Origin of the sequence: Sporosarcina sp. P37 (assembly GCF_002109365.1) — a bacterium.
Classification (GTDB): domain Bacteria; phylum Bacillota; class Bacilli; order Bacillales_A; family Planococcaceae; genus Sporosarcina.
On record NZ_CP015349.1, the window covers coordinates 2938783 to 2958487 of the forward strand.

20 protein-coding genes are annotated in these 19705 nt (G+C 43.6%); all 20 read left to right on the plus strand.

The genetic code is table 11. The features are described from left to right. The first annotated feature begins 3 nt into the window (after positions 1-3). The 20 genes from flhA (at position 4) to SporoP37_RS14760 (ending at position 19663) form a co-directional block, all read left to right on the plus strand. Positions 4-2034: a flagellar biosynthesis protein FlhA gene (flhA, locus tag SporoP37_RS14665; protein ID WP_085431330.1), complete on the plus strand. Its 2031-nt coding sequence runs from the start codon at positions 4-6 to the stop codon at positions 2032-2034. Between the two features lie 5 nt (positions 2035-2039). Continuing rightward, a complete protein-coding gene (gene flhF / locus SporoP37_RS14670) occupies positions 2040-3149 on the plus strand; it encodes a flagellar biosynthesis GTPase FlhF (protein WP_335697226.1) in 1110 nt (369 codons plus the stop codon). Then, complete coding sequence (locus SporoP37_RS14675; protein ID WP_085431332.1) at positions 3142-4008, plus strand: MinD/ParA family protein; 867 nt, start codon at positions 3142-3144, stop codon at positions 4006-4008. The genes flhF and SporoP37_RS14675 overlap by 8 nt, the downstream gene beginning before the upstream one ends. Continuing rightward, a complete protein-coding gene (locus SporoP37_RS14680) occupies positions 4001-5140 on the plus strand; it encodes a protein-glutamate methylesterase/protein-glutamine glutaminase (protein ID WP_085431333.1) in 1140 nt (379 codons plus the stop codon). Before SporoP37_RS14675 ends, SporoP37_RS14680 begins: the two co-directional genes overlap by 8 nt. 15 nt (positions 5141-5155) lie before the next feature. Continuing rightward, the gene (locus SporoP37_RS14685; protein ID WP_085431334.1) at positions 5156-7225 is read left to right on the plus strand and encodes a chemotaxis protein CheA; all 2070 of its coding nucleotides are present in this window, start codon (positions 5156-5158) and stop codon (positions 7223-7225) included. A 13-nt stretch (positions 7226-7238) separates the two neighbouring features. After that, positions 7239-7706, plus strand: coding sequence for a chemotaxis protein CheW (locus SporoP37_RS14690; protein ID WP_085431335.1), 468 nt, complete (start codon positions 7239-7241; stop codon positions 7704-7706). Continuing rightward, positions 7696-8328, plus strand: a complete 633-nt coding sequence (locus SporoP37_RS14695; protein ID WP_081244382.1) for a chemotaxis protein CheC — start codon at positions 7696-7698, stop codon at positions 8326-8328. The genes SporoP37_RS14690 and SporoP37_RS14695 overlap by 11 nt, the downstream gene beginning before the upstream one ends. Continuing rightward, complete coding sequence (locus tag SporoP37_RS14700) at positions 8329-8823, plus strand: chemotaxis protein CheD (protein WP_081244383.1); 495 nt, start codon at positions 8329-8331, stop codon at positions 8821-8823. Positions 8824-8939: 116 nt separating this feature from the next. Next, positions 8940-9719 carry a FliA/WhiG family RNA polymerase sigma factor gene (locus SporoP37_RS14705; protein ID WP_081244384.1) on the plus strand — a complete coding sequence of 260 codons (780 nt, stop codon included), beginning with the start codon at positions 8940-8942 and terminating at the stop codon, positions 9717-9719. Further along, complete coding sequence (locus SporoP37_RS14710) at positions 9716-10012, plus strand: hypothetical protein (RefSeq protein ID WP_081244385.1); 297 nt, start codon at positions 9716-9718, stop codon at positions 10010-10012. The genes SporoP37_RS14705 and SporoP37_RS14710 overlap by 4 nt, the downstream gene beginning before the upstream one ends. Before the next feature lie 5 nt (positions 10013-10017). Beyond that, positions 10018-10530 carry a helix-turn-helix domain-containing protein gene (locus SporoP37_RS14715; protein WP_085431336.1) on the plus strand — a complete coding sequence of 171 codons (513 nt, stop codon included), beginning with the start codon at positions 10018-10020 and terminating at the stop codon, positions 10528-10530. Positions 10531-10681: 151 nt separating this feature from the next. Then, positions 10682-11419, plus strand: coding sequence for a 30S ribosomal protein S2 (rpsB, locus tag SporoP37_RS14720; protein ID WP_081244387.1), 738 nt, complete (start codon positions 10682-10684; stop codon positions 11417-11419). Positions 11420-11516: 97 nt separating this feature from the next. Next, positions 11517-12404: a translation elongation factor Ts gene (gene tsf / locus SporoP37_RS14725; protein ID WP_081244388.1), complete on the plus strand. Its 888-nt coding sequence runs from the start codon at positions 11517-11519 to the stop codon at positions 12402-12404. Between the two features lie 79 nt (positions 12405-12483). After that, positions 12484-13212: a UMP kinase gene (gene pyrH, locus SporoP37_RS14730; protein ID WP_081244389.1), complete on the plus strand. Its 729-nt coding sequence runs from the start codon at positions 12484-12486 to the stop codon at positions 13210-13212. Beyond that, on the plus strand, positions 13209-13766 hold the full coding sequence (frr, locus tag SporoP37_RS14735; protein ID WP_081244390.1) for a ribosome recycling factor: 558 nt from the start codon (positions 13209-13211) through the stop codon (positions 13764-13766). Before pyrH ends, frr begins: the two co-directional genes overlap by 4 nt. Positions 13767-13898: 132 nt before the next feature. Beyond that, positions 13899-14690 carry an undecaprenyl pyrophosphate synthase gene (locus SporoP37_RS14740; RefSeq protein WP_085431337.1) on the plus strand — a complete coding sequence of 264 codons (792 nt, stop codon included), beginning with the start codon at positions 13899-13901 and terminating at the stop codon, positions 14688-14690. Next, positions 14687-15481, plus strand: a complete 795-nt coding sequence (locus tag SporoP37_RS14745) for a phosphatidate cytidylyltransferase (protein ID WP_081244392.1) — start codon at positions 14687-14689, stop codon at positions 15479-15481. The genes SporoP37_RS14740 and SporoP37_RS14745 overlap by 4 nt, the downstream gene beginning before the upstream one ends. An 18-nt stretch (positions 15482-15499) precedes the next feature. Next, a complete protein-coding gene (gene dxr / locus SporoP37_RS14750) occupies positions 15500-16654 on the plus strand; it encodes a 1-deoxy-D-xylulose-5-phosphate reductoisomerase (RefSeq protein WP_085431338.1) in 1155 nt (384 codons plus the stop codon). Positions 16655-16690: 36 nt separating this feature from the next. After that, on the plus strand, positions 16691-17950 hold the full coding sequence (rseP, locus tag SporoP37_RS14755; protein WP_081244394.1) for an RIP metalloprotease RseP: 1260 nt from the start codon (positions 16691-16693) through the stop codon (positions 17948-17950). 18 nt (positions 17951-17968) lie between these two features. Beyond that, positions 17969-19663, plus strand: a complete 1695-nt coding sequence (locus SporoP37_RS14760) for a proline--tRNA ligase (RefSeq protein ID WP_085431829.1) — start codon at positions 17969-17971, stop codon at positions 19661-19663. Positions 19664-19705 lie beyond the last annotated feature (42 nt).

Consider the following 19705-nt stretch of genomic DNA (forward strand, 5'->3'; position numbering starts at 1 on the left):
GGCATGCAGTTTAAAGATATAGGAGTACTCGCGGCGGTTATTATGATTGTTGCGATGCTTGTCATCCCGTTACCGCCCTGGTTACTGAGTTTCTTAATCATTATCAATATTACACTCGGTTTAATGGTGCTTCTGACTGCAATGAATATGCAGGAAGCGCTGCAGTTTTCTATCTTTCCTTCCTTATTATTGTTATTGACATTATTCCGTCTTGGCTTGAATGTGTCCACTACACGGGCAATATTATCAGAAGGAAATGCGGGTGGCGTAGTTGATACATTCGGCACATTCGTTACCGGCGGGAACATTATCGTCGGACTTGTCGTATTCGTAATCTTGATTATTATTCAATTTATCGTAATCACTAAAGGGTCAGAACGTGTTTCCGAAGTAGCGGCACGTTTTACACTTGATGCAATGCCCGGAAAGCAAATGAGTATTGATGCTGATCTCAACGCAGGAATGATTTCTGATACCGAAGCACGCACACGCCGTGAAAAAGTAAGTAATGAAGCTGATTTCTACGGGGCAATGGACGGGGCAACAAAGTTCGTGAAAGGGGATGCCATCGCCGGGATTATTATAGTCATGATCAACTTGCTTGTTGGGATGATCATCGGGGTCGTGCAGATGGGTCTGCCGTTTGCTGAAGCGGCTGTTCAATTCTCCACACTGACTGTCGGAGATGGAATCGTTTCGCAAATTCCCGCCTTACTGATTTCCACTGCGACAGGGATCGTCGTTACACGAGCCGCGTCAGAAGGAAATCTTGGCACAGATATTACGAATCAATTACTCGGACAGCCTAAATTGCTATATGTGGCATCCGTTACGATTCTTTTACTCGGTTTGGCAACACCGATCAATGACGTCTTAACCATTCCTATCTCAGCCGCTCTGGCAATGGGCGCATTCATGATGTCTCGTAAACCGGAAGAAGATCCGGAAGAACTGCTTGAAATGGAAGAGAATGTGGAAACTGAAGGGCTAAAACGACCGGAAAACGTCGTAGATCTATTAAATGTGGATCCCATTGAATTTGAATTTGGCTATGGGCTCATCCCGCTTGTTGATGCAACGCAAGGCGGAGATTTACTCGATCGTGTCGTTATGATACGCCGTCAGCTTGCGATTGAACTGGGCCTTGTCATTCCGGTTGTACGGATTCGGGATAATATCCAGCTGCAGCCGAACGAATACCGCATCAAAATCAAAGGTAATGAAATGGCCAGAGGGGAATTATTGCTGGATCATTATCTGGCGATGAGTCCCGGCGGAAAGGACTTAATTGAAGGGATTGACACAGTTGAGCCTTCATTTGGACTGCCGGCAAAGTGGATCACGGAAGAAACGAAAGAAGAAGCGGAAATCATGGGCTATACAGTCGTGGATCCGCCGAGTGTCGTCTCTACGCATTTGACGGAAATTATTCGGGCTAATGCATCCGATCTGCTTGGACGTCAAGAAACGAAACAGCTAGTGGACCACGTTCATGAAACGTATCCGATACTGGTTGATGAGCTTACACCAACGCCGTTATCGATAGGCGAAATTCAGAAAGTACTGGCTAAGCTATTGAACGAACAAGTATCTGTTCGGAATTTACCGATTATTTTCGAAACGCTCGCAGATTATTCTAAATACACATCCGATGTCGATGTATTGACAGAATACGTCAGGCAGTCTCTTGCACGGCAAATTACGGGTCAATATGTGGCGGGAAATGAGGCGCTAAAAGTATTAACCGTATCCGGCAAAGTAGAAAAGCTTATTGCCGACAGTATCCAGCAGACAGAGCAAGGGAATTTCCTGTCAATCGATCCTTCCCAGTCTCAGCAGATTTTGGAGCGGATCGCCCAAGAAGTGGAACGCGTAGCCATGCTCGATCAATCACCTGTCATCTTATGTTCGCCGGCAATTCGTATGTATTTACGTCAGATTACGGAGCGGTATTTCCCGCAAATACCTATATTGTCGTATAACGAACTCGAAGCATCAGTAGAAGTCCAAAGTGTAGGAGTGGTGGATATTTAATGAAAATGAAAAAGTACACAGCACCTACCATGGTGGAAGCGATGGCAAAAGTGCGGGAAGATTTCGGGGACGACGCGGTTATACTGAGTTCCAATGTCACAAAAACTAAAGGCTTTCTCGGACTTTTCAGCAAACGTTCTGTGGAAGTGGTTGCCAGTTATGATAAAACCAATGACCAGCGGATATATGAAACACCGGTACGTTCTGCACCGCAGCAGCTCGCGAAACCGGAATCTGTTGAACGTATTCAACGGGAGATGCGCGAAATCAAGCAGATGCTTCACGATATAAAACCATCTGATCGATCATTTGACAAATTTCCTGATGAATTATTGCCAGTATTAAAAAAGCTGCAGGCGCAAGGACTCGATCATGAATACATCATGGAAATTGGCAATTTGATATTTAATCGAATGAAGCAAGACAAAGCAGACTACGCAGAAGACCAGCAAATGGCTATTGTACATGAATGGCTGAAAGAACGTCTTCAAGATATTCCGTTTGGAGGAATCTCTTATCAAAAGAAATTTATCAACGTTCTGGGGCCAACAGGTGTAGGAAAAACGACGACTATCGCGAAAATTGCAGCGCGTGCACTTTTGGAAGAAAGAAAGAAAGTCGGCTTCATTACGACAGACACGTATCGGATTGCGGCAATCGAGCAATTACGGACATATGCCAATCTGCTGCAGGCGCCTGTGGAGATAGCATATAACGAAGAAGATTTTCATGCAGCAATTGAAAAGTTAAAAGATCGCGACCTTATATTTATCGACACTGCAGGAAGAAATTATAAAGAAGCAAAATTTGTGGATGATTTAAAGAATCTCATCGATTTTTCATTGGAAATGGAAACATATCTGGTGCTGTCTACTACGTCAAAAGAACAGGATATGGAAACGATTATCAACCGTTTTGAAAAACTTCCGATTGAAAAGTTTATTTTCACCAAAACAGATGAAACGAATTCTGTGGGTTCTATGTTCAACCTGATGCTGAAGAACCGGATCGGCATGGCCTATTTTACGGATGGACAAGAAGTGCCTGAAGATTTGACGGAGGCGGATGTTGAAAAAGTACTGGCTCTTCTGTTAGAAGGTGATTCACATGCATGATCAGGCAGAAGCGCTTCGATTGAAAATGATAGGAAATCAAAAGCAGGCAGCCCGTTCAATTGCCATCGTCAGCGGAAAGGGCGGTGTAGGCAAGTCGAACTTCACTGCTAATTTCGCATATGGACTAGTGGCGAAAGGAAAGAAAGTCTTAATTGTAGACATGGATATCGGTATGGGGAATATTCATATTTTGTTCGGGGCAACACCAAATTATCATTTAAAGGACTATTTAACTAATTCAAAGGACCTTTGGGAAGTCGTGACACCTATAGAAGATCATTTGGCTTTTATTGCAGGCGGCTCGGGACTGGAAACGGTTCTGGAATGGTCGGATACGATGTTTGCCAGGCTCATAGACGGTTTTTCTATTTTACAGAGAAGCTATGATGTTATTTTATTCGATATGGGTGCGGGCGCGACAAAAAGTTCTATTGATTTGATCGTCGCAATGGATGAGATTATTTTGATTGCAACACCTGAGCCAACATCCATCACAGATGCGTACTCCATGATGAAATTTATTTGTTTGCGGGATGCAAATAAAACATTTTACATCGTAGGCAACCGCGTACTGAAAGAGCAGGAAGGAAAGGATTCATTGGCACGCCTTCAGCTCGCTATGCGGAAGTTTTTGTCGGTAGAAACCAACATCCTAGGCCTGTTGCCCGATGATGTGCATGTCCGAAATGCAGTTATTGCGCAAACGCCTTTTATCAGAATGTATCCGAATGCGCAGGTCAGTAAACGGATGCTGTCGATCACGGATACTTTTTTATACGGCGAAAAGCCGGGCACTGCAATTGAAAATTCTGGATTCATAGATAAAATCAAAGGTATTTTCCAAAAGGGGCGTGTCTAATTTGATTACAGGCAAGAAAAAACGAGTTCTTGTAGTAGATGATTCGGCTTTTATGCGAAAGCTCATTTCCGATATGCTGAATAAACACCCCATGATGGAAGTAGTCGGCATCGCCAGGAATGGAAGAGACGCGACGGAGAAAGTCCGTGAACTTCGTCCGGATGTCATTACGATGGATATTGAAATGCCTGTAATGAACGGGCTGGAAGCTCTCCAGCAAATCATGGATCAGACGCCGGTTCCAGTCGTGATTCTTTCAAGCACAACGAAACATAATACCGAAAATGCGGTTCTGTCTATGGAATATGGCGCGGTGGATGTTATAGCTAAGCCTGGAGGCGCTATTTCTTTAAATCTGCATGAAATTGAAAAAGAGATAGTGGAAAAAGTATTCGCCGCCTCAAATGTAGGGATACAAACACTGACAAGAAAGATTACATCGTCATACACTCACCAATCATCACCTGTCATTAGAGGAAACGTGCCGGATGTCAGCGGACCGTATGTGACACCAATAGCACAAACGGCAAATTTATCTAAAAATATAGCACCAATTTCCAAAACGTTTGTTATAATAGGTACATCGACCGGGGGTCCAAGAGCCTTGCAGGAAGTCATTACCAGGCTTCCCGCAGAATTTCCCCATCCTATTTTAATCGTGCAGCATATGCCGCCAGGTTTTACTAAGTCATTGGCTGAGCGGCTGAACGGACTGAGTGAAATAACTGTCAAAGAAGCAGAACATGGCGAACAGATTGAAAACGGCACGGCCTATATAGCACCTGGCGGCCTGCATCTGAAATTTGAAAAGGCAGGGACAGGTTATCAGATTGTACTGGATGGAGAAGAAGCTCCGCGTTCCGGACACCGCCCGGCAGTAAATGTGCTGCTTGAATCTGCAGCGGCCCATAAAGAATTACGATATGTTACAGCCATCATGACCGGAATGGGATATGACGGAAGAGAAGGAATGGAATTATTACGTGCTGCATGTCAAACAATTACCATAGCGGAATCCAAAAATACTTCCGTTGTGTATGGAATGCCCAAAGCCATAATAGATGCAGGTCTCAGCGATGAAATTAAAGATGTACAGCAGATCGCTGATGTGATAATGGGAAATTTGAAGTAACTAGGGGGCTTTACAATGGATGTAAATCAGTATTTGGATATGTTCATAGAAGAAAGTAAAGAACACTTGCAAGCTTGCAGTGAACAGTTGCTTGCTTTGGAAAATAATCCGGATGATCTGGCAATTGTCAATGAAATCTTTAGAGCAGCTCATACCCTTAAAGGGATGTCCGCAACGATGGGATATGAAGACATTGCGGATCTGACACATAAAATGGAAAACGTCCTGGATGCAATCCGGAATTCGAAAATCAGTGTCTCAACGGAAATACTGGACGTAGTATTCGAAGCGGTGGATGATCTTGAACTTATGGTTCAGGATATTGAAGCAGGCGGCGATGGAAAGAAAGATGTCAGTAAGTTGGTTGAAACCCTTAATCGGATAGAAGCAGGACAGCCATTGGATCTGGAAGCAGAGCCGGCAGCAACTACTGAAGAAGCGCCATTGGAAGTCATTACTTCTACAGGTATTCATTATGACGAATTTGAACTGACTGTAATTTCTCAATCTGCTGAGCAAGGATTTAATGCGCTGGAAATTACAGTGACACTGCGTGAAGACTGCCTGTTGAAAGTGGCACGGGTATTTATGACGTTTGAGATATTAGAAAAATCAGGCGAAGTAATAAAAACAGTTCCTACAGTGGAACAATTGGAAAATGAAGAGTTTGATCAGAAATTTACGATTGTGCTGCTGACACATGAAGATGCTGAAGAGCTCAAATCAAAAGTGATGAAAGTATCTGAAATAGAAGATGTTCAAATTACACTTATCACGGACGAATACGTGCAGAAGTATAAACAATCTATATTGGATGAAAGTGAAGCAGCACCAGCAGCAGTTGAAATCCCTGCCGCTGCCGCAGCAAAAACGGAAAAAAACCAAGAAACATCTCAATCTGCGCCTAAAGCTAAAAAAGCCGCAGCTTCCAATTCAAACAAAACGATCCGCGTAAATATTGACCGTCTGGATATTCTCATGAATTTGTTTGAGGAACTTGTTATCGACCGCGGACGGCTTCAGTCTATTGCAAGTGAACTTCATAATCCTGAACTCAATGAATCTGTGGAAAGAATGACGCGGGTATCCGGAGACCTGCAGAATATCATTTTGAACATGCGGATGGTACCGGTAGAAACAGTCTTTAACCGATTCCCTAAAATGGTTCGTCAATTGGCACGTGATCTGAATAAAAAAATTGATCTCGAAATCATCGGGGCTGAGACAGAACTTGACCGTACAGTAATCGATGAAATCGGCGATCCGCTCGTTCACTTAATCCGTAATGCGCTGGATCACGGAATCGAAAGTCCGGAAGAACGTATTGCAAAAGGAAAGCCTGAAGTAGGCACAGTAACACTTCGCGCCTATCATTCAGGCAACCATGTGTTCATCGAGCTGGAAGATGACGGAGCTGGTGTGAACCGTGAGCGTGTAGTCGGAAAGGCCATTGAACGCGGCATAGTCAGTGAAGAAGCAGCAGAATCACTGACGAATAAACAAGTGGCGGAATTGATTTTGGCATCGGGCTTCTCCACAGCGGCATCGATCACAGATGTTTCAGGGCGCGGTGTCGGACTGGATGTGGTCAAGAATACCATCGAATCACTGGGCGGCCACATTTCGATCGATTCCACTGAAGGAAAGGGTTCATTATTCCAGGTGCAGCTGCCGCTGACTCTCTCTATTATCTCTGTCATGCTGGTGGAACTGGATAAAGAGATATATGCAATTCCATTGTCATCCATTATTGAAACGGCAATTATTCAGAAATCGGATATTTTAAATGCGCATAATCAGCCGGTAATCGATTTCCGCGGAACAATTGTGCCGTTAGTGGATTTGAAAGAAATATTCGAAATGAAAAACAAAAGTGCTGAAGACGAAGAATTCCAGTCCATTGTTATTGTCCGTAAAGGAGACAGCCTGGCGGGGTTAGTTGTAGATTCATTCATCGGACAGCAGGAAATCGTCCTGAAATCACTTGGAGATTATCTCCAAAGTGTCTTTGCGATATCTGGCGCTACAATTCTCGGGAACGGTCAAGTGGCGTTAATTGTTGACTGTAATGCATTGATTAAATAATCGAGGTGACGACATGACAAAAGCTGTAGAAGTGAGCGATATGAAAGTAATCGTCTTCCAATTGATGAATAAAGAATATGCAATCGGCCTGGATGCAGTGGAATCCATCGAGAAATCATTATCCATTACACGTGTGCCGCGCATGCCTTCCTATGTAAAGGGAGTATTGAATTTACGGGGCGTTGTAACACCGGTAGTTGATTTGCGTGAACGTTTTGATATGGAATATAAAGAGTTTGATGAAACGAGCTGTATTATTATTGTGTCACACGGAGACTCTGAAGTCGGTTTGATTGTAGATGACGCCAATGATGTAATGGATGTGCCAAGCAGTGCAATCGGTCCCCAGCCGGAAGTGGTGGGATCAGTAGAATCTGAATTTATTTCGGGTGTGGCAAAAGTAGGGAAACGTCTGTTGGTTATGCTAAATCTGGAAAAAGTGCTGCAGCCGATTAAGAAGGGGAACTCCGATGAATTCTGATAATGAAATCACCGAAATGCATCTTGATGTGTTAAAGGAAATTGGCAATATCGGTGCAGCCCACGCAGCCACATCATTATCACAGCTGTTGGGTCAAAAAATTGATATGCGTGTGCCGAATGTGGAACTTGTAACATTCGACGAAATGTTTGACTTGGCAGGCGGCACTGAAAAAGTAGTAGCGGGCATCTTTTTGCGGATCGAAGGCGATTTGACAGGCACAATGTTTTTTGTGCTGACAATTGAATCTGCCACACAGTTCATCCGTAAATTAACCGGTGACGCAGCATTCACATTTATGGATGTAGAAGATCTTGGGATGGGCGCTTCAGCGCTTCAGGAGTTAGGAAACATATTGTCAGGTTCTTATTTATCCGCACTGTCAGATTTCACTTCATTAAATATATATCCGACGGTACCTTCTTTGAGCGTGGATATGGTGGGTGCAATAGTCAGCTTCGGCCTGATCGAAGTATCTCAGTACAGCGATGAAGTCATCGTTATAGAGACGGAAATATTACAGGAAGGGGAACAGGGAATCTCGAGTCTCGCCGGGCATTTCTTCTTGTTGCCTGATCCGCCGTCTTACCGTACAATATTCAGTTCATTAGGTGTTCTGTAAATGGCAAATGTACAAACGGTAGTGCGTGTAGGAATTGCAGATATGAATATTGCTAAATCTCCCCATACGATTCGCACATCAGGCCTCGGTTCGTGTGTGGGCGTAGTACTGTATGATTCGTCGAAAAAAATTTCAGGCATGGTGCATGTCATGCTGCCAGACAGTGAGCTTGGGAAGTCCACTAAGCTGAATGTCGCAAAGTTTGCGGATACAGGGATTCATGCAATGATTGAATTACTGAAAGCGGAAGGGGTCAGACCTTTCAGTATTAAAGCGAAAATTGCAGGCGGTGCTCAAATGTTCCAGTTCGGTTCAAACGACACCATTCGGATCGGTCCGCGTAATGTGGAAGCTGTAAAAAAAGAGTTAAACAGATATTCGATTCCCATTGTTTCTGAGGATACGGGGGGATCGAGCGGACGTACAATTGAATTTGATCCCGAAACAAGTATCTTGCACGTTCGAACGGTGAATGCCGGAACGCAAGAAATCTGACAATAAGAGAGAAGGCGGCTAATCCATTAGTCGCCTTTATCTATTAAGATTTGTTATACTTATACATAAGAGTTGGAAATTCGCAGAAAGAACCTGACAGGAAAGGCGTGAATTCGATGGCAAATCAAGACGTAACTGAACGGCATCAGTGGAAATTATGGATCGAAAACCGTGATCCTGATGCAGGTGATACGTTAGTTCGGATGTATACACCTCTTGTCAATTATCACGTACAGCGAATCAGTGCCGGACTGCCGAAAAACGTTTCACGGGACGAAATCAAATCACTCGGGTATCAGGGTCTTTTTGATGCACTTACGAAATTCGACCCTGCCCGTGATCTGAAGTTCGATACGTATGCGTCTTTTCGTATACGCGGCACCATTATCGACGGGCTGCGGAAAGAAGACTGGCTGTCCCGCTCCTCCCGTGAAAAAACGAAAAAAATGGACGAAGAGATCAGCAAGCTGGAGCAGACTTATTTACGGTCGGTAACACCGGAAGAAGTGGCGGATCATTTAGGCGTGACTACAGATCAAGTCTATCAAACCGTGCATGAACAGTATTTTGCTAATGTCTTATCGATTGATGAGAAGATGAATGACGATGATGAACAAAATGATCAAACATTCGTATTGCAGGATGAAAAAACAAAAACACCAGAACAGCAATCCGTAAAGAATGAATTGCTTTCAGACCTGACGGCAAAGATTAAAGAACTGAATGAAAATGAACAGCTCGTGTTAAGTTTATTTTATCAGGAAGATATGACGCTGACTGAAATAGGTGAGATTCTAAGTTTATCTACTTCTCGAATTTCCCAAATTCATTCAAAAGCGTTATTTAAATTACGGTCGCTGCTTGCGGCTGAAATTACGGACGGAGGGATTTTATGAGTTTGAAAAGTATTGAACTTCAAATTGCAATCCCCAAAACATTCGAAGCAGGTAAAATTGCTGAGCAGAAGCAGCAACAGTCCCAGCTGGCACAGGACAGTGCAAATATGCTGACCGAAAAGCAGGCGCTTAAAAGCAAAGAAACTGTTTTAGAAGCGGATCCGTATGCTAAGCTGGACGCAGACGACCGTCAGCCTGATGATGAGTCCGATCAAAGAAAAGAAAAACAAAAGAAAGAACAGCAGCGGCCCAAGCATCCATTCAAAGGGTCGTTTGTTGACTGCAGCGGGTAAACCACATGGGAATCTTACTGGCACTTTTATTCATCTTACAAATTATCAGTTTTATGGTTATTACGCTGCTGTTTTTAAAAATATCCAAATTCAATAACCTCGAAAAAAAACAGCAGCAGCTCATGAAGGAAATGGATCAGTCGGTACTGGCGTATTTGTCAGAAATCAAAGAAGAAAATGACCGGCTGATCAGTCAGCTGGAACAACAGGCGCATTCGAATAACGGCACTTTGAAGGATAGGCAGCCGATTTCCGAAGCACCTGAAAAAACAGCTGCGACGAAACAGCCGCAGCCAAAACCTCATCCGTTGCCTGTTCAGTTAGCGCTTCGTTCTTATCAAAAAAATGCAGAGAATAAGCCAAAGGCAAAAGAATCCCTGCCAAACCAGGAGCCCAAACCACTGGATGACCGAGAGATGGCCAAGCAGCTGTACGCAGAAGGAAAGTCCATTTCAGAAATTGCCAGAGAACTGAAAAAAGGTAAAACGGAAATCGAATTATTATTAAAGTTTGACTGAAAGTACACACAGCGGTTGCAACCAGTGCAGAACTATGTTATTTTAGTAGATGGTATTACTACACACGCGTTCGGATGAATGAGTGGGTGCCATTATGGTCACTTATTCGCATGATGTTCGCGGAGGACAAAACCAATAGGAGGAATTAAACATGTCAGTAATCTCAATGAAACAATTGCTAGAAGCAGGTGTACACTTCGGACACCAAACACGCCGCTGGAACCCAAAAATGAAGAAGTATATTTTTGTGGAGCGTAACGGCATCTACATCATCGACCTTCAAAAGACGGTCAAAAAATTAGAGGAAGCTTACAACTTCATGCGCCAAGTCGGTGCTGACGGCGGTAAAGTCCTTTTCGTTGGTACGAAGAAACAAGCACAAGAAGCGATCAAAGAAGAAGCAGAACGTGCAGGAATGTACTACATCAACCAGCGCTGGTTGGGTGGAACATTAACTAACTTCGGTACTATTCAAAAGCGTGTAGCACGTATGAAAGCTATTGAGAAAATGGAAGAGGACGGCACATTCGACGTACTTCCAAAGAAAGAAGTTTCTCAATTAAATAAAGAGCACGAACGTCTTGTGAAATTCTTAGGCGGTATCCGTGACATGAAAGGCTTGCCGGATGTAATCTTTATCGTGGATCCACGTAAAGAGCGTATCGCGGTAGCTGAAGCAATCAAATTGAATATTCCACTCGTTGGAATCGTAGATACTAACTGTGATCCGGACGAAATCGACTATGTCATCCCGGCGAACGACGATGCAATCCGCGCAGTACGTTTACTTACAAGCAAAATGGCAGATGCTTTGATTGAATCCCGTCAAGGTGAAGACGATGAAGCAGCTGAAACAGCAAGCGAAACAGCAACTGTTACTGCAGAGTGAAATGAGTAAATGATGAGACGATAAGCGGCGTACCCCTTATCGTCTTTTTTAGAGTAATACGCAAGTCAGATGATATATAAATAGGAGGAATTCTCACATGGCAACAATTACAGCCCAAATGGTTAAAGAACTACGTGAAAAAACTGGCGCAGGAATGATGGACTGCAAAAAAGCATTGACGCAAGTCGACGGAGACATGGACGCAGCATTGGATTTCTTGCGTGAAAAAGGCCTTTCAAGTGCAGCGAAAAAAGCAGACCGTATTGCAGCTGAAGGAGTAACAAACATTTTAGTTCAAGGTAACGAAGCGGTAATCCTTGAAGTGAATGCTGAGACAGACTTCGTAGCGAAAAACGAAGGCTTCCAGACACTTGTTAAAGAAATCTCCGAGTTTTTACTTGCGGCAAAGCCTGCTTCTGTAGAGGAAGCAAACGATGCGAAACTGGACAACGGATTGACTGTATCAGAGCACATCTCAAATGCGGTAGCTAAAATCGGTGAAAAGATCACTCTTCGCCGCTTTGAAATCCGTGAGAAGACAGATCAGGATGCTTTCGGACCATACCTTCACATGGGCGGACGTATTGCGGTATTGACTGTTCTTGAAGGTTCAACTGATGCAGAAGCAGCGAAAGATGTTGCAATGCACATCGCGGCAATGAATCCAAAATACATTTCACGTGACGAAGTATCTGCTGACGAAGTAGAGCGCGAGCGTAAAGTATTGACTGAGCAGGCATTGAATGAAGGCAAGCCGGAAAATATCGTTGCGAAAATGGTAGAAGGCCGTCTTGGAAAATACTTTGAAGAAATCTGCGTACTGGACCAAGCGTTTGTTAAAAACTCAGATCAAAAAGTTCGTGATTTCGTAAAATCGACTGGCGGAACTTTAGTCGAGTTTATTCGTTATGAAGTGGGCGAAGGAATTGAAAAGCGCGAAGATAACTTTGCTGACGAAGTAATGAGCCAGGTTAAAGGTAACTGAGTATAATACAACCTTACAGAGGAGCACATCTATTATGTGTTCCTCTTTTTTGAGAATTAGAAATTGCAGGAGGGCCAACATGAGTATTCCAAAGTATAAACGCATCGTGTTAAAATTAAGTGGAGAGGCACTGGCAGGGAACCAGGGCTACGGTTTATCTCCGGAAGTTATAAAATCAGTTGCGAACCAAGTAAAAGAGGTTGTAGAATTAGGTGTAGAGGTAGCAGTAGTAGTAGGCGGCGGGAACATTTGGCGAGGGAAAGTCGGAAGTGAAATGGGCATGGACCGCACAACGGCTGACTATATGGGAATGCTCGCAACAGTCATGAACTCGCTAGCACTGCAGGATGCACTTGAGAAGCTGGGTCCTGAAACCCGTGTTATGTCTTCAATTGATATGCGACAAGTAGCGGAGCCTTACATACGACGAAAAGCAATCCGTCATCTGGAGAAAAGCCGTGTCGTTATTTTCGCAGCGGGAACAGGAAATCCTTACTTCTCCACAGATACAACAGCTGCTTTACGTGCTGCTGAAATCGAGGCAGATGTCATTTTAATGGCAAAAAATAATGTGGATGGTGTATACTCAGCTGACCCAATGAAAGACGCAACTGCTACAAAATACTTAGAACTGTCATACTTGGAAGTGATTAGCCAAGGACTGGAAGTAATGGATTCGACTGCATCCACACTATGTATGGACAATGATATACCACTCGTAGTATTCTCAATTATGGAAAATGGTAATATTAAAAAAGCCGTGCTTGGAGAAGATATCGGTACGGTTGTCAGGAGGAATAAGCAATGACAAAAGAAGTGATGAATCAAACCAATGAACGTATGGAAAAAGCGCACAGCGCTTATTCAAGACAATTGTCGTCTATCCGTGCGGGCAGAGCCAATGCAAGCCTGCTGGACAGAATTTCTGTCATTTATTATGGTGCACCGACTCCACTAAACCAAATGGCTGGAATTTCAGTTCCAGAACCGCGTCTTATTGTTGTTCAGCCATACGATAAGACGACGATTACAGATATCGAAAAAGCAATCATGAAATCAGATATCGGCATCACTCCGTCAAATGACGGATCAGTTATTCGTCTGGCAGTGCCTGCGCTTACAGAAGAACGCCGTAAAGAATTGGTGAAAGAAGTAAAGCGTGAAGCAGAAGATGCAAAAGTGGCAATCCGTAATGTTCGCCGCGACAGTAATGAAGAATTGAAAAAACTTGAAAAAGATGCAGAAATCACTGAAGATGAACTGCGCCGTTTCAATGACCAAGTGCAGAAGATGACTGATGAGTTCATTGAAAAGATTGATCAAACTGCAAAAGATAAAGAAAACGAAATCTTGGAAATTTGAGTAAAGAACTTTCTATAAGGAGGAGCGTCCTACTTTTAGGACGCTCTTTTCTTTCTTTTGCATGCTATTTGCCATGCAATTTGGTAGGATAGGCAGTAGGAGTATCCGAATAGAGCCAAGTGGGGGAACGCTATGCTTAGAAAATTAATGCGAAAAAAAACGGCAGATATTCAGTTGCTGGATGAACGGATCGAAGCTGTTAAAAGTAGACAGATTCCTGCCCATGTCGCAATCATCATGGATGGAAACGGAAGATGGGCGAAGCAGCGCAAAATGCCACGGATTGCCGGTCACCATGAGGGAATGAAAACTGTCCGTCAAATCACCAATTTCGCAAATGATATGGGTGTGAAAGCCCTCACCCTCTACGCATTTTCTACAGAAAATTGGAAGCGGCCGAAAATTGAAATCGACTTTTTGATGAACCTTCCCGGTCAGTTTCTTACTACATATTTACCCGAACTGATGGAAAAGGATATCAAAGTTGAAATGATAGGAAATATAGATGCACTTCCAAGTCATACAGAAAAAGCGATAAAAAAAGCAATGGAACAAACTAAAAACAATCAGGGTCTCACATTGAATTTTGCTATGAATTACGGCAGCAGAGTAGAGCTTGTACATGTCATGAAAGAACTGGCGAAGGAAGTGTCGGCGGGAACATTACGAGCTGAAGACATAGACGAGAGTGCTATCGAAGCTAAGCTGATGACGGCACACTTGCCCGAACCCGATCTGCTCATTCGCACAAGCGGCGAAGTACGTCTGTCTAATTTCATGCTGTGGCAGCTGGCTTATGCAGAATTCATTTTTACGGATGTATTATGGCCCGATTATGATGAAGAATGTTTTTTACAGGCAATTGAAGATTTCCAAAAACGGGATCGACGCTTTGGAAGCTTGGAAGGAGATCAAAAAAGATGAAGCAAAGAATCATCACAGCTCTTGTAGCTCTCGCATTTTTCGTGCCATTGATTGTTATCGGCGGACTGCCTTTTATCATCATGATCTTTGCGATATCTACAATCGGCCTTTATGAGTTACTCCGCATGCGCAATATGTCCGTTTTTTCTATTGGCGGATTTATCGCATGGCTGCTCTTACTCGTCATTTTACTGCCTTCCAGATGGACCGGACAGGTGGAGGGGTTTCTTCGGCTGGAGAAACTGGAGATGATCTATGTACTGGTATTATTGCTGCTGGTATATACTGTAGTTGTGAAAAACCGCTGGACATTTGAAGATATTGCATTCAGTGCAGTCAGTGCACTGTATGTTGGAATTGGCTTTTATTATTTGATTGAAACCCGTTTATTCGGTTTAGAGTACATAGGATATGCACTGCTGATTATCTGGTCAACAGATTCAGGTGCATATTTTGTAGGCCGTAAAATCGGCAAGCGTAAACTGTGGCCCGAAATTTCGCCCAATAAAACGATTGAAGGGTTTGTCGGAGGAATCATTTGTGCAGTAGTAATAACACTGATTTATAACATGTTCTTTCCTATCAGTACGTCGTATCTATCGTTTATCATCATCACCATAGTGGCCTCGATTGTCGGTCAAATGGGTGACCTCGTAGAGTCAGCACTGAAGCGTTATTATCATGTGAAAGATTCAGGAAAGTTATTGCCGGGACACGGCGGCATCATGGACCGCTTTGACAGTTTGCTTTTCGTTTTGCCGTTGCTTCATTTTGTTCAATTCATAGGATAACGGAAAGGAAGTTCATATATGAAGAAAATCAATTTGCTTGGTGCGACAGGTTCCATCGGGACACAAACATTGAGCATTATTGCAGCTCATCCTGAACAGTTTACGCTGACGGCGATGTCCGCAGGAAGGAATATTCAAAAAGTACGTGAGATTATTGCGAAGTTTCATCCGAAATTAGTATCCGTATTGGAGAAAGAAGATGCAGTGCGCTTACAAAATGAGTTTCCAGAAGTTACAATCGTTCATGGGGATGAAGGATTGATCGAGGCGGCGGCAGGAGTCGAAGCAGATATCCTGCTGAATTCAGTAATCGGCAGTGTAGGTCTGCGGCCGACGCTTGCGGCAATTGAAGCGGGGATGACCATTGCGATTGCAAATAAAGAAACGTTAGTGGCAGCAGGGGATCTGGTGGTAGAAGCCGCCAAACGTCATAATGTCCCGCTTGTTCCTGTTGACAGTGAACACTCGGCATTATTCCAATCATTGAACGGAGAAAATCCGAAGCGGATCACCAGCCTGATTTTAACTGCTTCCGGCGGGAGTTTCAGAGACTATACACGGGACCAGCTTCAAAATGTAACAGTGGAACAGGCGCTTGCACACCCCAACTGGTCGATGGGCAATAAATTGACAATTGATTCAGCTACGATGATGAATAAAGGTCTTGAAGTTATTGAAGCACACCATTTATTTGCTATGCCTTATGATCAGATTGAATGTTTGCTTCATAAAGAAAGTATTATTCACTCCATGGTGGAGTTTGAAGATACCAGTGTCATGGCGCAGCTGGGATCACCCGATATGCGCGTGCCGATACAGTATGCATTGACGTATCCGGACCGTATACCGATGGCGGATGCGAAACGTCTTCGCTTGGACGAGATCGGTAAATTGCATTTTGAAAAAATGGATTATGACCGATTTAAGGCCCTGTCTTTTGCATATGATGCAGGTAGGGAAGGGGGCACTATGCCGACAGCAATGAATGCGGCTAATGAAGTGGCGGTTCAGCTGTTTATGGAAGGTCATATATCCTTTATGCAAATTGAGGAAATCATCGAACAGATGATGAATCAGCATCAGACGATTCAAAAACCGAATCTGGAAGAAATTCTGGAAACAGATCGCATTACGCGAAAAAAAGTCTATGGTATAGTGAAGTATAAAGATTAATTTCAGGCTGTCACAGCCGGTGAAGGTGGTTACTGAATGGAAACCGTTATTGCGTTTATAGTAATATTCGGGACACTTGTAGCATTTCATGAATTCGGTCACTTCTTGTTTGCGAAGAAAGCCGGAATCATGGTTCGGGAGTTTGCAATCGGAATGGGTCCTAAAATTTTAGCGATCCGGAAAGGGGAAACCCAATATACGATTCGCTTATTGCCTATAGGCGGCTATGTGCGGATGGCTGGCGAGGACTTCGATACAGTTGAATTGCAGCCCGGTTATCGTGTGGGGCTACTGCTGAATGCACAGAACGAAATAGAAAAGATTTATCTAAATCGAAATGTCTCCAATCCTAACATTTTGAATGTAGAAGTAGAAAAATCGGATTTGGATAAAGAATTATATATTGAAGGATATGATGAAGACGGACAATTGGTTCATCTGAAAATTGCCAGAACTGCCATGATTATCGAAAAGGGGCAGGAAACATTAATTGCGCCTTATGACCGTCAATTTGAATCTAAGTCCCTCGGCAAAAGAGCAATGGCTATTTTTGCAGGACCGCTTTTCAACTTTATATTAGCATTCTTCATATTTCTTGCCCTTGGGCTGATCAATGGCGTACCGACGAATGAACCGATTATTTCTGAAGTGAAGCCTGACACGCCTGCGCAGACGGCAGGATTGAAAAAGGATGACGTAGTAACAGGAGTGGACGGCAAATCTATCAGTTCTTGGGCGCAGTTCTCCGAAGCTATTCAAAACAGCCCCGGCGTTCCGATGAATTTAGAAGTAGATCGTGCAGGAAAACCTGTCTCCTTACAAGTTACGCCTGAAACGATTGAAGACGCCGGGCGTGAATTCGGACAAATCGGAGTGATCTACTCCAGTCCGCTGGAAAAAGGCGTGATCAAATCCATCGTGTTCGGAGCAGAACAGACGTACACATGGACTGTGAAAATATTTGAATTGTTAGGTATGCTTGTCACAGGTCAGTTTACGATTGATGCGCTGTCCGGTCCGGTCGGTATTTACAAAGCGACTGAAGAAGTTGCCCAATACGGTATTTTCAATTTAATGAACTGGGGCGCTGTGTTAAGTATTAATCTGGGAATTATGAACTTACTGCCTTTGCCTGCCCTAGACGGCGGCAGATTGCTGTTCTTCTTGTTTGAAGGCTTGCGCGGTAAACCGATTGATAAACAAAAAGAAGGTATGGTGCATTTCGTAGGTATCATGTTGCTGATGGTTCTGATGCTGGTTGTGACATGGAATGACATTCAACGATTTTTCTTCTAAAAAAGGTGGAAGCATATGATGAAACAATCGAAAACGTTTATACCCACAATGCGTGAAAATCCGGCAGACATAGAGATGCGTTCTCATCAATTATTGCTGCGGGCAGGTTATATCCGGCAAAATGCCAATGGTGTATACACATATTTGACACTGGCACAAAGAGTATTTCGCAAAATTGAACGGATAGCCCGCCAGGAAATGGAAGCGATTGAGGGCATAGAAATTTCCTTGCCTGCGCTGCAAAGCTCAAGTATTTTAAAAGAAACTGACCGCTGGAATTCGTACGGCAAAGAGATGTTTCATGTTGCCGACAGACAGACGAACGAGTTAGCCTTGAGTTCAAGTGACGAAGAAGCAATCATCGATCTGCTTCGTGACGAAGTGCGCTCCTATAAGAAACTGCCGTTAACGATTTTTCAGATTAAGACTAAATTTCGTGATGAAATAAAGCCGAGGGCAGGTTTACTTCACAGCCGCGAATTTATTAGAAAAGATGCATACTCCTTCCATGCAACGCAGGAAAGTTTGGATGAAAAGTATTTGGAAGTCATGCAGGCATATACGAATATGTTAACGCGGCTGGGTATGCGATTCCGTATGGTCATGTCAGACTGCGGTGAAGGTTCGCATGAGTTCATAGCATTGGCAGAAAACGGGGAAGACCGTATCGCTTATAGTGACAGCTCTTCGTATGCTGCGAATATGGAATTCGCTGAAGTGAATATCGACTATGAGACGCCGGATGAAAAACAGCTGGAATTAACAAAAGTATCTACACCGAATTTACGGACAATTGAAGATTTGACTTCATTTTTGTCTGTGGAACCCGAGCGTGTAATCAAATCTCTGGTTTATCAGGCAGATAATGAATTTGTTATGGTTGTATGCCGGGGTGACCATCATATCAATGAACATAAATTGAAACACATCTTAAAAGCCTCTCATTTGGAGCTGGCAACAGAACAACAAATCATTGATCTGCTCGACTGCCATTTCGGGTCGGTCGGTCCTGTCAAACTGCCGATCGGCGTCAGAGTGTATGCAGATCATGCCATCGGCTCGGTCGTAAACGGAGTAGCAGGGGCGAATATAGATGATTATCATTTGTTGAACGTTAATCCTGAACGCGACTTTGCCATCGATGACTACGTGGATATTCGATTCATTCAAGAAGGGGAACCTTCTCCAGACGGAATGGGGACGATTAAATTTACGGAAGGAATCGGCATCGGGCATCTTCGTAAACTGGGCACGACTTTCAGTGAGCAAATGAAAGGCACTTTCCTTAACGAGCACGGCAGAACGAAGCCGTTTATTATGGGAAGCTACAGTCTTGGAATTTCGCGTTTGCTTGCGACTATTGCTGAGCAATTTAATGATGAAAATGGATTGAAATGGCCAAAGCATTTAGCGCCTTTTGATATTCATTTGATTACAGTGAATGTGAAGGACGAAATCCAAACCCAGCTTGCGGATGAGTTGTATGCCGTTCTGGAATCCTATCGGTACGATGTGCTGTATGATGACCGCCCTGAAAGAGCGGGTGTTAAATTCGCCGACTCCGACTTGATTGGATTGCCGGTTCGCATTACAATCGGTAAGAGAGCAAGTGAGGGGATTGTGGAAGTCACGTACCGCCACAGTGGGGAATCAATAGACTGGCAAAAAGAAGAAGTGCCTGAAAAGTTGCAGTCCTTCTTTAGTGCAGATTAATCCAAGAAGGGGAGTCCGTTAACGGAACTTCCCTTCTTTTCT

Bases quoted from the DNA above. Each gene is read 5' to 3' on its own strand.
- frr (WP_081244390.1), top strand. From the start codon at position 13,209: ATGACAAAAGAAGTGATGAATCAAACCAATGAACGTATGGAAAAAGCG.
- SporoP37_RS14685 (WP_085431334.1), top strand. From the start codon at position 5,156: ATGGATGTAAATCAGTATTTGGATATGTTCATAGAAGAAAGTAAAGAA.
- flhF (WP_335697226.1), top strand. From the start codon at position 2,040: ATGAAAAAGTACACAGCACCTACCATGGTGGAAGCGATGGCAAAAGTG.
- SporoP37_RS14740 (WP_085431337.1), top strand. From the start codon at position 13,899: ATGCTTAGAAAATTAATGCGAAAAAAAACGGCAGATATTCAGTTGCTG.
- dxr (WP_085431338.1), top strand. From the start codon at position 15,500: ATGAAGAAAATCAATTTGCTTGGTGCGACAGGTTCCATCGGGACACAA.
- SporoP37_RS14695 (WP_081244382.1), top strand. From the start codon at position 7,696: ATGAATTCTGATAATGAAATCACCGAAATGCATCTTGATGTGTTAAAG.
- rpsB (WP_081244387.1), top strand. From the start codon at position 10,682: ATGTCAGTAATCTCAATGAAACAATTGCTAGAAGCAGGTGTACACTTC.
- SporoP37_RS14710 (WP_081244385.1), top strand. From the start codon at position 9,716: ATGAGTTTGAAAAGTATTGAACTTCAAATTGCAATCCCCAAAACATTC.
- flhA (WP_085431330.1), top strand. From the start codon at position 4: ATGCAGTTTAAAGATATAGGAGTACTCGCGGCGGTTATTATGATTGTT.
- SporoP37_RS14760 (WP_085431829.1), top strand. From the start codon at position 17,969: ATGAAACAATCGAAAACGTTTATACCCACAATGCGTGAAAATCCGGCA.
- SporoP37_RS14745 (WP_081244392.1), top strand. From the start codon at position 14,687: ATGAAGCAAAGAATCATCACAGCTCTTGTAGCTCTCGCATTTTTCGTG.
- SporoP37_RS14700 (WP_081244383.1), top strand. From the start codon at position 8,329: ATGGCAAATGTACAAACGGTAGTGCGTGTAGGAATTGCAGATATGAAT.
- SporoP37_RS14715 (WP_085431336.1), top strand. From the start codon at position 10,018: ATGGGAATCTTACTGGCACTTTTATTCATCTTACAAATTATCAGTTTT.
- SporoP37_RS14705 (WP_081244384.1), top strand. From the start codon at position 8,940: ATGGCAAATCAAGACGTAACTGAACGGCATCAGTGGAAATTATGGATC.
- pyrH (WP_081244389.1), top strand. From the start codon at position 12,484: ATGAGTATTCCAAAGTATAAACGCATCGTGTTAAAATTAAGTGGAGAG.
- SporoP37_RS14675 (WP_085431332.1), top strand. From the start codon at position 3,142: ATGCATGATCAGGCAGAAGCGCTTCGATTGAAAATGATAGGAAATCAA.
- rseP (WP_081244394.1), top strand. From the start codon at position 16,691: ATGGAAACCGTTATTGCGTTTATAGTAATATTCGGGACACTTGTAGCA.
- tsf (WP_081244388.1), top strand. From the start codon at position 11,517: ATGGCAACAATTACAGCCCAAATGGTTAAAGAACTACGTGAAAAAACT.
- SporoP37_RS14690 (WP_085431335.1), top strand. From the start codon at position 7,239: ATGACAAAAGCTGTAGAAGTGAGCGATATGAAAGTAATCGTCTTCCAA.